Annotated in this window: 16 protein-coding genes; 3 read left to right on the top strand and 13 right to left on the bottom strand. The window is 34.0% G+C overall.

Annotation, left to right across the window (positions count from 1 at the left end; translation table 11 throughout):
- A partial coding sequence (locus VK998_RS11925; protein WP_325228619.1) for an ATP-binding protein occupies positions 1 to 1,757 on the bottom strand: 1,757 nt, incomplete at its 3' end.
- 11 nt (positions 1,758 to 1,768) lie between these two features.
- Positions 1,769 to 2,764 (bottom strand): DNA double-strand break repair nuclease NurA, encoded by a 996-nt coding sequence (locus VK998_RS11920; protein WP_325228616.1) that lies wholly within the window; start codon positions 2,762 to 2,764, stop codon positions 1,769 to 1,771.
- 140 nt (positions 2,765 to 2,904) lie between these two features.
- On the opposite strand from VK998_RS11920, the gene VK998_RS11915 reads away from it, so the two are divergent.
- Positions 2,905 to 3,144 (top strand): AbrB/MazE/SpoVT family DNA-binding domain-containing protein, encoded by a 240-nt coding sequence (locus VK998_RS11915; protein ID WP_325228614.1) that lies wholly within the window; start codon positions 2,905 to 2,907, stop codon positions 3,142 to 3,144.
- A gap of 35 nt (positions 3,145 to 3,179) precedes the next feature.
- Here VK998_RS11915 and rsmI read toward each other — a convergent pair whose 3' ends face one another.
- From rsmI to amrA, 11 genes are all read right to left on the bottom strand, one after another.
- A complete protein-coding gene (gene rsmI / locus VK998_RS11910) occupies positions 3,180 to 4,013 on the bottom strand; it encodes a 16S rRNA (cytidine(1402)-2'-O)-methyltransferase (protein ID WP_325228612.1) in 834 nt (277 codons plus the stop codon).
- Positions 4,014 to 4,075: 62 nt separating this feature from the next.
- Positions 4,076 to 4,243 carry a DUF362 domain-containing protein gene (locus VK998_RS11905; protein WP_005582914.1) on the bottom strand — a complete coding sequence of 56 codons (168 nt, stop codon included), beginning with the start codon at positions 4,241 to 4,243 and terminating at the stop codon, positions 4,076 to 4,078.
- 99 nt (positions 4,244 to 4,342) lie between these two features.
- Positions 4,343 to 5,218: a PSP1 domain-containing protein gene (locus tag VK998_RS11900; protein ID WP_325228610.1), complete on the bottom strand. Its 876-nt coding sequence runs from the start codon at positions 5,216 to 5,218 to the stop codon at positions 4,343 to 4,345.
- Positions 5,219 to 5,222: 4 nt separating this feature from the next.
- Complete coding sequence (gene holB, locus VK998_RS11895) at positions 5,223 to 6,200, bottom strand: DNA polymerase III subunit delta' (protein ID WP_325228609.1); 978 nt, start codon at positions 6,198 to 6,200, stop codon at positions 5,223 to 5,225.
- 15 nt (positions 6,201 to 6,215) lie between these two features.
- A complete protein-coding gene (locus tag VK998_RS11890) occupies positions 6,216 to 6,500 on the bottom strand; it encodes a cyclic-di-AMP receptor (RefSeq protein WP_325228606.1) in 285 nt (94 codons plus the stop codon).
- A 15-nt stretch (positions 6,501 to 6,515) separates the two neighbouring features.
- Positions 6,516 to 6,842 (bottom strand): cyclic-di-AMP receptor, encoded by a 327-nt coding sequence (locus VK998_RS11885; protein ID WP_325228603.1) that lies wholly within the window; start codon positions 6,840 to 6,842, stop codon positions 6,516 to 6,518.
- 2 nt (positions 6,843 to 6,844) lie between these two features.
- On the bottom strand, positions 6,845 to 7,474 hold the full coding sequence (gene tmk / locus VK998_RS11880) for a dTMP kinase (RefSeq protein WP_414713609.1): 630 nt from the start codon (positions 7,472 to 7,474) through the stop codon (positions 6,845 to 6,847).
- A gap of 18 nt (positions 7,475 to 7,492) precedes the next feature.
- A complete protein-coding gene (locus VK998_RS11875) occupies positions 7,493 to 8,905 on the bottom strand; it encodes an aminotransferase class I/II-fold pyridoxal phosphate-dependent enzyme (protein ID WP_325228601.1) in 1,413 nt (470 codons plus the stop codon).
- Between the two features lie 70 nt (positions 8,906 to 8,975).
- Positions 8,976 to 9,170, bottom strand: coding sequence for a sigma factor G inhibitor Gin (locus VK998_RS11870; protein WP_325228599.1), 195 nt, complete (start codon positions 9,168 to 9,170; stop codon positions 8,976 to 8,978).
- A 95-nt stretch (positions 9,171 to 9,265) separates the two neighbouring features.
- Entirely contained in the window at positions 9,266 to 10,240 is a 975-nt protein-coding gene (gene amrS, locus VK998_RS11865; RefSeq protein WP_325228597.1) for an AmmeMemoRadiSam system radical SAM enzyme, read from the bottom strand.
- Positions 10,241 to 10,250: 10 nt separating this feature from the next.
- Positions 10,251 to 11,660: an AmmeMemoRadiSam system protein A gene (gene amrA / locus VK998_RS11860; RefSeq protein WP_325228594.1), complete on the bottom strand. Its 1,410-nt coding sequence runs from the start codon at positions 11,658 to 11,660 to the stop codon at positions 10,251 to 10,253.
- 178 nt (positions 11,661 to 11,838) lie between these two features.
- Between amrA and VK998_RS11855 the strand changes: the two genes are divergently transcribed.
- Entirely contained in the window at positions 11,839 to 12,447 is a 609-nt protein-coding gene (locus VK998_RS11855) for a DUF2244 domain-containing protein (RefSeq protein WP_325228591.1), read from the top strand.
- A gap of 71 nt (positions 12,448 to 12,518) precedes the next feature.
- On the top strand, positions 12,519 to 13,207 hold a 689-nt coding region (locus VK998_RS11850; RefSeq protein ID WP_325228588.1), incomplete at its 3' end, for a cytochrome c oxidase subunit II.

The raw sequence follows: 13,207 nt of genomic DNA, 5'->3' as shown, positions 1-13,207 counted from the left end.
AAGAGTCCCATTGGATAGGTGAGCCCTGTGTCCGATTCTATTTCCTTTATTATATTTATGAAGTCATCTCCATTTATGGGTAATTTATTTTCTATTATTTCTAAAAATTTTTTATCATCTTCTACAGTTTTATTTGTTAATTCATCGAAAGGGTTTTCTTTATGGGGACTAGTTGTATTGGCTGCTCTAATCCTAGTAAATATGGTTCTTCCCATAGAGGCTTCGGATATGAATACATCTCCCGTTCTCAAATAGGGTAATCTTCTTGCTTCTTCTTCTGTAATATCTGTTTCTTCTTTTATGGTCTGTATATCAGAGGCCCTTACAGTTCTAAATATAAATTTAGTGTTCAATTGAGCTGTTATGGTCTCATCTAATAAAGTTGGTCTTTGGGTAGCTAGTATTAGAAATGCCCCATACTTCCTTCCTTCTTGAGATATTTCCTTTAATATGGACTTAGATGGAGAATCATATCCTTTTGGTGCAAAATTATGGGCTTCATCAGTGACTACTATAAAAGGTGGAAAATACTCTGCGCTAGTCTTCTTATATAAGGCATCTTTATATTCTCTTCTTTTATGATATAGATTGTTTAATAAATAAGTGCTAAATACTTGGAGTATTCTAGTACTTCCCTGGATTACTATTAGTTTGCCCATATGTAGCCCTTCTTCAATTTCTCTAATATCCTTACTAAATATCCCTTCATTGTCTAGTCTATTTAATCTCCATATTATACCTCTTACCGAACTATAAGGGCAAGTCTTATCATAGTTTAAATAAATTTCTTTTCTCTTTTGCCAACCTTCCCTTTCTAAATCTGAGCTGCTTTCTTGTATTCTTCTCTCTATTCTATCTAAGGAGCCTTCTTCTTGGGCTTCTGCAAGCATTTTAAGCCTGTTATGAAAACTATTGTAGGAATCATTCCTTTTAAATAATATATCCACTACGTTGTTCATAGCGTCTGTTAATGTGCTAGATGCATCTAACAAATTTTTAATGTCCTGATGGGATAAATCTTCAAAACGAACTCCTACATGAAAACCTACTTGTAGACACTTGAATCTGTCTTTGTAATTATCCACTGCTTCTTTAGGCATATATTCTCCTACTTCACTAAAATCCATTTCAAAATGAGGGTCTAATACTATGGTAGGAATATTTAAATCCATCAATTCTTCTAAAACTACCCTAAGTCCGAAGGATTTTCCAGAACCCGATCCACCAAATACTCCAATATGAGGATATTGATGCATAGATCTAATATTGAATATATAGGGAATATCTCTTTGTTTTTTTAGTTCTCCTTCTTCAAAGGTGTATAACAATTCTTTAAATTGCTCATCCATATTGGCTGCCATTTGATCTGTATTTTTTATAATTCCTAGTACCAACCCTTCCTCTGGAGAAGATTTTATCATCAAATCCTTAACTTCATCAAATTCTGGTACTCTTACATCCGAACCTGTTTCTACGGGATATAAAGCTTCGTTTAAAAGCCTAACTTTTCCTATATAGATGGTATCTTCTTCAATATTATAGCCTATAGCTTTTAAAGACTCTAACACAGAGCTGTCTGCTAGTTCTCCATGCATACTTAAGGGAATATACCTATTATAGGTTTTTGCCTCGACTATTTCGCCCATTAAATCCCCTTGATAAGGATCCACAATAATTAAAAATTCATTAATTCTAAAATTCCTGTCTTTAGAACCTATATATACTTCTTGTTGAGTAGTCATTCCAACAACTTTCATAATTTCCCCTCCTACAATGTCCTTTTATCTCTTTCAGATATAAAAAATTTCTCCAGTATTTCCCTATCTAAATTGGATTCAAGTAATCCTCTTATCATCTTATCGGGTATTCTAACTTCCCTGTCTACTATATCTATCCAAAGTGGGACTCCTCTCCCATCCTTAGGAGTTAAAGTAAATACCAGTTTTGCCATTTCTTCTAAGTAATTTCTTTGACTATCTAATATATCCATCCCTATTATATTTGGAGCTTGTGAACCTCTCATAAATAAGGATGAAAAACCTTCTTGAGTCTTTTTTGAAACTTTAGATTGAATCGGAACCATTTCTCCATATTCTAATAAGCCATATAATAATTCTCTATCATGGAAAGATTCCTTGATGGAAAGAGATTTATCTTTAACTAACAAGTCTCCTATTATAGATGTTTTTATATCTTTTATTACTCCTATTAGTATTATACCCTTTTCTTCACATTCATTTCTTAGCTCCATCCATTTTTCAAAACTTTCTATATAATATCGAATAAGAGAACCATCCATTAAAACTGCATAGGGGTTAAGTTTATGAACTCCTTCTAACGCTACTTCTACTTCTATAGTAGAAAGCTTTTTACTTCTTATGGATTGATCCTTTTGTTCAGTGTTTTCCAAAAGATTAGTTTCTTCTTCCTCATAGGTTAAGGGAGTATAAAAATCAGTCTTATATATGGGTTTGTCTCCATGGATGGTTGATTTCGCTAAACCTTGATAAATTTCCACAAAATGAGGGTAAGCGCCTCCCATTCGATTACTTGAACCATCAACTCCTAGTATTCCTCCCTTTTCTGAATAACAAGTTAATTCTTCTTCCGTTAACTTTTCTAATCTTTTTATAGGTCCTACATTTTCTTCTATAAAATGTCTAATGAATTTCTTATCTAAAGATAATAAATCTTTATATTTGTCTAATAGAATTTTATTTAAAGAAACTATCTTATTCTTTAATTCTTCATTAATATTGTACATTCTTCCACCCCTTGTAAAATAATGGTAAAATAAGTATTTGTATATATTTTCACATTTGATGTTGACTTATTTTGGTAGTTATGGTATTCTTTTATTGTAGAAATGAGTCGATTCACAAACATAAAATAGGAGGAATGATTATGAAGTCAACAGGAATAGTAAGAAAGGTAGATGAATTAGGTAGAGTTGTTATACCTATTGAACTAAGAAGAAATCTAGATATTGAAGTAAAGGATGCATTGGAAATATTTGTTGATGGAGAACATATTATTCTGAAAAAATATGCACCTGCTTGTATTTTCTGTGGACAAGCTAAGGATGTTATTACCTATAAGGGTAAAAATATCTGTCCAGATTGTATGGAAGACTTAAAAAAATAATACTAATGCCCGCCTATACGACGGGTATTTTTATTTTATTTTATTTCTATACTCTCCTTATAGACCAAGTTCTTAGATATATCCCTTACTTGAGCTACCTTCTTGACTGCATCCTTCTTCGATAAACCTTCCTCCATATATATTTTTATATGTTCTTTTATACTAGTATTTTCGAATATATTCTTTTCTTTTATTTCTGATCCTTTTATTATTAAAACAAACTCTCCTCTAGGTTTTTGGGATTCAAATTGTTCTATTCCTTCTACTACATCCCCTCTAAAGGTTTCTTCATGTATTTTTGTTAACTCTCTAGATATGGATATTTGTCTATTACCTAGAATCTTTTCCATATCCTTTAAAAGAGCTAATAATCTATGAGGAGCTTCATAGAGGATTATGGTTCTTGTTTCATGTTTTAATCTTTCCAATTCCTTTATCCGTTCCTTTTTTTTAGAAGGTAGAAATCCTTCAAATACAAATTTTTTTGTAGAAAGACCAGAAAGGACTAATGCAGCAATGGAAGCAGTAGGACCTGGTAAGACTACCACTTCTATTTCATTTTGAATACACATACGTATTATATCTTCACCTGGATCTGATATACCAGGCATTCCAGCATCAGTAACAAGACCAATCTTTTGGCCTGCTTTTAGTTTATCTATTAACTGTTCTCCTTTGACTTTTTTATTGTGTTCATGATAGGATATTAAAGACTTTTTAATATCATAATGATTCAATAGCTTAATAGTATGTCTAGTATCTTCTGCTGCTATTAAATCTACTTCCTTTAAAATCCTTATAGTTCTAATAGTTATATCCTCTAAATTGCCTATTGGGGTAGGGCATATATAAAGAATTCCTTTATTCATTTTAATTCTCCTTAATTTTACTAAAAAAGACCCTAGCATAGGGTCTTTTCTATTTTGTGTTATTATTCTGGTTGAGGTGCATCTACTGGACATACGTTAGCACAAGAACCACAATCAATGCATTTGTCTGGATCTATAACATAGATATCTCCTGCACTTATAGCTTCAGTAGGGCATTCAGCCTCACAAGCGCCACATGCAATACATGCATCGGTAATTTTATATGCCAAATGTTTCACCCCCCAAATTGCTTGTCTATTGCTACGATATAATTTTATCAGATTACAATCAATAATAAAAGGGTAAATATAATAATTTAAAATTATTTTTTATTCTATATCATCCGAATCATTTTCTATTTCCTCTATACCGTTATTGTACTGGGGGTCCATATCTTTTGTTATTATTATTTCATCTACTTTATGATTAAATAATTCCTCAGAATCATCATCTAACCTTACTTTAACCTTTACCATTTCAAGTAAGGTATAGGTATCTATTATGGTCCCTTTCCCTTCAGGAGTTATAACTATAGTACCTACTGATGGCATTTTTTCTAGCAGTTTTTCATATACTTCTTGCTCATATTTAAGACAGCACATGAGCCTTCCACATAGTCCAGAAATTTTAGTAGGATTTAAGGATAAACTCTGTTCTTTAGCCATCTTTATGGAAACGGGTTCAAATTCCCCTAAAAAGGTGGTACAACACACAGGCTTTCCACAAGGTCCTAATCCTCCTATCATCTTAGCCTCATCTCTTACTCCAATTTGCCTTAATTCTATTCTAGTCTTAAAGATAGCTGCCAAATCCTTTACTAACTCCCTAAAGTCTACCCTACCATCTGCAGTAAAGTAAAATATAACCTTATTATTATCAAAGGTATACTCCACATCCACTAATTTCATATCTAATCCATGTTCATCTATTTTTTGTTGGCAGATACCAAAGGCATCATGGGCTTTGTCCTTATTGTTTTGATGGATTGTGAAATCCTCTTCTTCAGCTACTCGAAGTACCTTTTTTAAAGGTGGTACTATTTCCTCTTCTGTCACCTGTTTTGGTCCTACTGTTACATGTCCAAACTCTATTCCTCTGGCGGTCTCTACTACCACGTAGTCGTCTTTATTTATATCCCACTCATCTGGATCGAAATAATAGATTTTTCCTGCCTTTTTAAACCTTACACCTACTACTGTTATCATATATTTAAACCTCCTGCATTCCTAAAAGCATTGTTTCTATAGATAATTGGTAATTAACGTTTTTATCAATATTTTGTTTTGTTTCTATTATATTATCTATTATATCATTAATTCTATCTACATTTAAATAAGATTGGTTAGATAATAGAGGAATTTTATCCCTATTTATTATAAGTTCTGAATCTCTAGCCTGTTGAAAAATCATTAAATCCCTGAACCAATAGAGGATAATATCTAATACCTCTTCATAAATATCTTTATTTTTTATAAAAAATTCTATGGAATTAAATATTTTTGCCTTATCTCCATTTACTATATCATTAATTATTTCAATAATTTCATCTCTTTTATTAAAGAATTCATCTGATTGGGAAAGCATAATAGATTTACCTATGCTTCCTTTTGTAAAATGTGCAATAAAACTAGCTTCTTCTATAGTTTTATTGTATTCTGTATTCAACAGTTCTACAATTTTTTCATTTTCCACAGGATAAAATTTGATTATTTGAGATCTAGACAATATTGTAGGTATAAGATTGTTACTATTAGAAGTTATCAAAATAATATTAATATAGGATGGAGGTTCCTCTAAGGTTTTTAACAATGCATTTTGTCCCTCCACCCTCATTTGGTGACTATCGTCTATAATTATTATCTTTCTTTTACTCTCTAATGGACCTATATTAATTTTTTTAATTAAATTATCAATTACCTTCTTCCTAATCAAGTTTTTTTCTGGCTCTATCAATTTCATGTCTGGATGATTCAAATTATCAAATTTTAGACATGAATTACATCTATTGCAAGGCTCAAAACCTTGTTCTTTGCAAAGTAAAGTCTTTGCAAAGGTTAAAGCTACCATTTTTTTACCTAAAGACTCTTCTCCTTCAAATAGATAACAATGGGATATATGGTCTTTCTCTATAGCATTTCTTAAATTTTCTATTATTCTTTCATGACCAATTATATTACTAAAATCCATCAAATTCCTCCAAAGTTATATCTTCTTAAAATCTTTCATATTTAGTATAAATATATTAGCACGGCCTACTGCTATTTCATCTTTTCCCTTATTATCATTTCTATCTTTACATTCATCTTCTATGGTTTTTATCACATCATTAACTTTTTCATCATCCACTCCTATTAAAAGAGTTGTATTCCCTGATTTTAGAAATCCTCCTGTAGAAGATAGTTTAGTAGTTCTATATTTTTTACTCATAAGACTTTTTATTACCTTTGTTGAATAATCGTCCTGAACTATAGCGATTATAAGTTTCATCTTAATTCCTCCCAATTATATCCTAATATGCTTTTCTACGTCTAAAATAAATAAGGTAGCTCCCCCAACTTTTACCTCTAATGGATAAGGTATATAGGTATCTCCTGGCATGGATACAGTTAATAAAGAAGTGGTGATATCCCTGGTTTTACAATTATCCTCTATTATCTTTATCACCTTATCAACTTTTTCATCTTCAACTCCCATTAAAAGAGTTGTGTTTCCTGATTTCAAAAACCCACCTGTAGAAGCTAATTTGGTAACTCTATATTCCTGCTCAGTAAGATCATCTATTAAACTTGGTGCATCTTGGTCTTGAACTATAGCAATTATAAGTTTCATTCTCAGTTCCTCCTTTTAAGGATATTTTCGATATGGTATATGCTTTGTTCAAATACTTCTTCTATAGATTTAGTAGCGTCTATTTCTTTTGTATTCTTTGGATACATCTTTAAAAGTTTCATATATCCGTCATATACTTCCCTATGAAAATCTAATCCTTCTTTCTCTAACCTATCCCCTCCCTTTTGTTTTGTCTTTCTATTTAAAGTAGTTACAGGATCTACATAAAAAAACAATGTTAAATCTGGTCTTATGCCTTTAATGGCAAAGTCGTTTATCATCTTTACTTCTTCTATGCCTAAATTTCTACCTATTCCTTGGTATGCTAAACTTGAAAGAATAAACCGCTCACATAATACAACTTTCCCTTCTTTAAGTGCTGGTAAAATCTTCTCCTGAACATGTTGTCCTCTAGATGCAGCATAAAGAAGTGCTTCTGTTTCAGCTGCCATATTTTTATTGTTCTCATCTAATATTATATTTCTAATCTTCTCTCCAATATGGGTTCCACCTGGTTCCCTAGTCCAAATAAAATCCAAATTTTTATCTTTTAAATAATTGACTATATGTTTCATAATGGTGCTTTTCCCAGATCCATCTGGCCCTTCTAATGTAATAAATATTCCTTTCAATACTAAGTCATTCCCTTCTTAATCTACTACTTCTATCTTTTCTTTATTATAGCCTATAAACCCTACTATTTCTATACTTTTATCTATTAAAAACCCTATATACTCTACTAATTCCTCAGTAATTATTTCTCCAGGACATATAAGGGGTACTCCTGGTGGATATGGGGTAATAAAGGAGGCAGATGTTTTCCCTATAGCCTCCTTTAGATCTAATCTTTTTTTATTGCTATAAAAAGCTTTATATATGGGCAAAACTATTTCAGGTGTTGGTATATCCATAGGAATACTATCTGTTTTTTCATAGACTATGATTTTAGCTATCTCCTTTATAGCTTCCATCAATATTCTAAAATCCCTTTCATCGTTCATCAGGCTAGCTAATGCTAGACAATATTGATAATCCTCCATTTCCAAATAAATATTATAGTTTTCTCTTAGTGCTTTACTTAACTTTGGTCCTGATATTCCATCTATTTTAAATAATATTTTGGTAATATCCTTGTCGAATATAGTTTTATCCCTTTCATCTCCAGTAAATACATATGCCCTAGAAATTTTGTCTATTTGGTTTGTCAGTTCACGGATTAATTCAATATTTTTTTTCAGTCTTAAACGTCCTTCTCCCTCCATATAGCCCCTTGCAATTTCTAAAGAGGTCATAAATAGATAAGAAGGGCTGGTAGTCTGATATAGAGAGGACATGGTCTTTATTTTTTCTATATCTACCCTATTTGAACCTACGTGAATCATAGAAGTTTGTGTAAAGCTAGGTAAAGTTTTATGAATACTTTGCACAACTATATCGGCACCTGCTTTTAAAGCAGGTGTAGGCAATTGATCTGAGAAAGCAAAATGGCTGCCATGAGCTTCATCTACTAATAATATTCTACCATATTTATGGACTATCTTTGCAATTCTTTTTATATTAGAACAGATTCCATAGTAGTTTGGATATTTTAATATTACTATTTTAATCTTTTGGTCTTTTTTTAGTTTTTCTTCTATTATATATGGGTCCACCCCTGTAAATATACCATAGCTTTTATTATAATTAGAATGAATATATTCTATATCCAATCTATTTAAAATAGCTCCATTATATATAGATTTGTGAGAATCCCTTTGGATTAGTATCTTATCGCCTGGATTGGTTATCCCTCCTAAGGCTATGTAAATACCTCCAGTAGTACCATTAATAGAATAGATAGTTTCTTTTGCACCAAAAGTCTTAGCAGCTAAAGCTTGACTCTCTTTTATGATCCCCTTCGGATCATGAAGGTTGTCCATACCAGGTATTTCAGTAATATCTATTTGAGGGATAAAATCCTCCCAACTGATTAAAGTGTTTTTACCCTTATGCCCTGGGGTATGAAAGGAGATTGGATTTTTATCCTTTAGTTTTCTCAATTCATCAAAAATTGGTGTTTCCAATAATCCTCACCTGCCAATTAAATATTTATATTAATTATATAATATTTCTAGAAAATTTTAACCCCGTAGATTATTTTACGGGGTTTAGGATTGTCTTGTTGTACATATAATTTTTTAATATCAACTTTATTATCTCTTTATAATAATCGTAGTCTTTATTAGATATAGAAGTAGTTGCTATGGCTTTAAAACACTCTTTACATAAATTTGTCCCTAGTAAATCAATATTATTCTTTCCTTTTTTATTGCAAAGTTTACAATTCATACAAACAACTCCTTGCCAACTTATTTACTAGGATTATTACCTTATTATTACATACTATTCATTTTAAATGCCTTTTGTGCTTAGCAAAGGAAAATTTAATATAAAATATTTATATTATTACCACATTTAATACATTTCCCATCCTTTATACCCTTTATTTCTCCCTTACCATATCTACAAATAAGTTGACTAGAACAATTTGGACAATAGGTATTGTTATCAATCCCCCACACGTTTCCTATATACACATGATCTAAATGATTTTTACATATCTTTTTGGCTCTAACAAGGGTATCATAGGTAGTTTCTGGTAACTTCATCTTATAAGCAGGGAAATATTTTGACAAATGAAGAGGTATGGATTTATCAATACTTCCAATCCATTGAGCTAGTCTATTTATTTCATCATCAGAACTATTTTCATCTTCTACAATTAATGTAGTTATTTCCACATGGGTTGCTTTAGACGCTAATTCAATAGTCCTTTGTACTGGGGCCAATCTACCTTTACATATTCTTTTATAATAATCATCACTTATGGATTTTAAATCTATATTCATTGCATCTATATGGGGCAATAGTTGCTTTAAAGGTTCTTCATTTATATATCCATTAGTAACCAATATATTCTTTAACCCTTGCCTTTTAGCAAGCTTAGCCATATGGTATACATATTCATAGGATATACTAGGTTCATTATAGGTATAAGCAATACCAATAGAATTTCTAGCTTTACCCAATAATATAATATCTTCATCTTCTATTTCCATGGTAAGGGATTCTTCATGGGCTATTTCCCAGTTCTGACAAAAGCTACAGGCCAAATTACATCCAAAACTTCCTATAGAAAGAATTTCTGAACCAGGATAAAAATGGTATAAAGGTTTCTTCTCTATAGGATCATAGGCATAAGAAGTAATCTTTCCATAGTTTAAAGATATTAGGGTCCCATTAACATTTTTCCTAACTTTACAAATCCCTACATTTCCATCTTGGATAGTACAGTTATGAGGACAAAGGTGACATTTTACTATATTATTTTGTTTTTTTTCATAATACATACACTCCATAATAACCCTCCTAAAAATGCCTTATTACCTCAAAGCGTTCTAGTTTAAAATCCTCAAACTCTGGTATGCCTGCTTTGTTCAGAGCAATTCTAACTTGTTCCTGTGGGGTATCCACCCCATCTAAATTAGGTAACAATAAGCCTTTTCTAAATCCTTTAGATACTATAACGCCATACTTTTTTACATCTAGCTCTTCCATAGAAGAAATGGGTTCAGGTTCCATTAATATATCTACCGAATATACTAGTTGAGGTAACTCTTCTTCCTCAACTGGATCAAAGCGTGGATCCCTTAATCCAGCACTAATAGCATTTTCAATTATTTCCATAGCCACGTTTTTCTGTGTTGGTTCTATGGTACCTATACACCCTCTTAATATTCCATCTTTTTTTATAGTTACAAAGGCTCCATTTCTATTATTTAATAATTCTTCCCTTAAATTATTAGGGATTTCTATCCTTTCCTTATGTTTTATATAATGCTCTAAACTGGCTCTAGCCAATCTTACATATTCATCTTCTTCTTTTCTAATACTAGCAATCCTTTCCTTTTCCATATGAATTAAATCATCAAATATTTTATGTTCATCTTCTTTATCTAATACTGAAAATTTAGCATTACAGTATCCTACTCCAAAGGGACCTTCATAAGATAAAATTTCTGGTTCTATCTTAAATCCATCTAAAAATCCAGAAAGTATCATAAGAGAACGCAAAGCACATTCTCCAGCCTTTTCACTTAAACTAAGATCAAAGGAAATTATGGATTTAAAATCCCCTTCATTTAAAAGTTTAACTATTTCCTTATCATATTTTTCTCCATATGGTGAATAAGAATATGGTCCTTCATTAGATAGTTTATGAGATAGATCTCCACTGGCAATAAAGGCTACCTTTTCTTCCGATTTTAATACTAGCTTTTGAATTAACTGACCAAAGGTATATAGCTCTTTAGGAGTTAATAAACCATAAGTTATGTGGACAAGTTTAAAATCTTTGTATTCCTTATCCACAAAATATAAAGGTACTAAGGCTCCATGGTCTAGTTTTAAACTAATATCAAAATCTTTTGCCAATTCTTCATCAACTTTTGCAATTGTAATATTTTCTATACCGCTTTTTTTAATAATTTCCTTTACCAATTTTAAATTGTTTTCAAACTCAAATTTTAAGTTCTTTTCCCCAAAATTTTGAAAATCCCCTTGCAGATATTTTTTTGTGGATATGGATATGGCATCTCTAAATAAAGGCCCATGGGGAGTTATGATAATAATGGTAGTCGGTTTTTTATCTTTCATATCCTTAGCTAGTTTTTTAGAGGCTTCTAAAGTCTTTAAAGCTCTTTGTTCTTGCCCCTTCCCTATTTCCTCAATAATAATAGGAGGATGAGGAAATAGATAGGCCGATAGTATTTTACCCATTTTATCACTCCTTGTTTTTAACACTTTTTTTAATCCTTTTAAAATTTGTTCATTGGGATCAAATAAAAAGCTTACTTTTCTATTACCTTCTTGAAATTCTCCAATATATACTTTTTTGCCTTTCCACTATTTGCTTCATAATTTCTCTCTACCTTTATTTTAAAGGAATCGAGAGGTAATGGCAAATATAAAAAAACAGATAAGCCTATATTTAAGCTTACCTGTTCTTTATGTTTTATATTATTCTTCTGTTTCTTCTTCTGATTCTTCTTCTCCTATTACAGGAACATCCTCTGCGTCTACGTCTTCTACTTCTTCGTCTAATTCTTCTAATTCTTCTTCTGATGTAGGTTCTACTAAACTAGCTATTACATCATCTGCTTCTCTAAATACAACTATGTCTTCGTTCTCAAATATGTCTAGTTCTGAAACAAAAACAGGAGTATTGAACCTCTACATAAGCGCCCGCCGGGCCAACGAGGCCGAAGTGGTGCGTGTCACCGCCCGGGCGGTGGTAATCGAGAAGGGGTGCCGGCGGCCCGACCGCCGGTGGACCTTCGACCGGATATGGAGCGAGGTGGTGGTGCGCGAAGGAGGCCATCGCTGGTATCCGTGGTATCTCGCGGTGCGCTCCCGGGGTGAGGAAGTACAGCTAGGCCGTTTTCTGGGTGACGAGGAGCTGGAACGGCTGGCGCGTGAGTTGTATTACTGGATCGGTCCCATGGCGGCGGAGGGGACGGCCTCATTCGGCTCCGAGCCGGCCAAGCCCGGTGCCGGCGGCAGTTGATGCAGTTGCGCATACCGCTCTGCCGCACGGGGGGAGCCGATTTCATGACCTTTCGGGGAGAGTGGCGACGGATGAATCCGAGAAAGCGACAGGTCGGGATCAGGTGGATGGTGGCGCTCGCATTGGGCCTGACGGCCGCGCCGGCGTTTGCCGAGTGGGTGCTCAACATGCCGGAGGGCGTCACCCCCACCGGCCGGGACGTCTACGGCCTGCACATGACGATCGTCTGGATCTGCGTGGCCATCGGGGTGCTCGTCTTCGGCGCCATGCTGTTCTCGATCGTGCAGCACCGGAAATCACGCGGTGTGAAGCCCGCGCAGTTTCATCACAGCACGGCCATCGAGATCGTCTGGACCGTCATCCCGCTGGCGATCCTGATCAGCATGGCCGTCCCGGCCACCAGTGTCCTGATCGACATGGAGGATACATCCGGGGCCGACATGACGGTAAAGGTGACCGGCTACCAGTGGAAGTGGGAGTACGAGTATCTCGACGAAGGCATCCGGTTCTTCAGCAATCTGGACGCCGACAGCAATGCCGCCCGCCAGATGGGGGCCGCCGTCGCTCCCAGCTCCGTCGACAACTATCTGCTCGAGGTGGACAGGCCGCTGGTGGTGCCGACGAATACCAGGATCCGCATACTGATCACGTCCAATGACGTCATTCACTCCTGGTGGGTGCCGGAGCTCGGCTGGAAGAAGGACGCCATACCCGGCTACGTGAACGCGGCCTGGACCGAGATTGACGAACCGGGTATCTA

This window comes from Schnuerera sp. (assembly GCF_035459645.1).
GTDB lineage: Bacteria > Bacillota > Clostridia > Tissierellales > Tepidimicrobiaceae > Schnuerera.
The sequence above is the reverse complement of the archived record's forward strand: the minus strand, read 5'-3'. Positions and strand labels throughout refer to the sequence as shown.

Coding starts and splice junctions, on each gene's coding strand:
- holB (WP_325228609.1), bottom strand. CDS start 6,200: ATGGATTTTAGTAATATAATTGGTCATGAAAGAATAATAGAAAATTTA.
- VK998_RS11855 (WP_325228591.1), top strand. CDS start 11,839: ATGGCAAATATAAAAAAACAGATAAGCCTATATTTAAGCTTACCTGTT.
- VK998_RS11900 (WP_325228610.1), bottom strand. CDS start 5,218: ATGATAACAGTAGTAGGTGTAAGGTTTAAAAAGGCAGGAAAAATCTAT.
- amrS (WP_325228597.1), bottom strand. CDS start 10,240: ATGGAGTGTATGTATTATGAAAAAAAACAAAATAATATAGTAAAATGT.
- VK998_RS11870 (WP_325228599.1), bottom strand. CDS start 9,170: ATGAATTGTAAACTTTGCAATAAAAAAGGAAAGAATAATATTGATTTA.
- VK998_RS11920 (WP_325228616.1), bottom strand. CDS start 2,764: ATGTACAATATTAATGAAGAATTAAAGAATAAGATAGTTTCTTTAAAT.
- VK998_RS11885 (WP_325228603.1), bottom strand. CDS start 6,842: ATGAAACTTATAATTGCTATAGTTCAAGACCAAGATGCACCAAGTTTA.
- VK998_RS11915 (WP_325228614.1), top strand. CDS start 2,905: ATGAAGTCAACAGGAATAGTAAGAAAGGTAGATGAATTAGGTAGAGTT.
- VK998_RS11890 (WP_325228606.1), bottom strand. CDS start 6,500: ATGAAACTTATAATCGCTATAGTTCAGGACGATTATTCAACAAAGGTA.
- rsmI (WP_325228612.1), bottom strand. CDS start 4,013: ATGAATAAAGGAATTCTTTATATATGCCCTACCCCAATAGGCAATTTA.
- amrA (WP_325228594.1), bottom strand. CDS start 11,660: ATGGGTAAAATACTATCGGCCTATCTATTTCCTCATCCTCCTATTATT.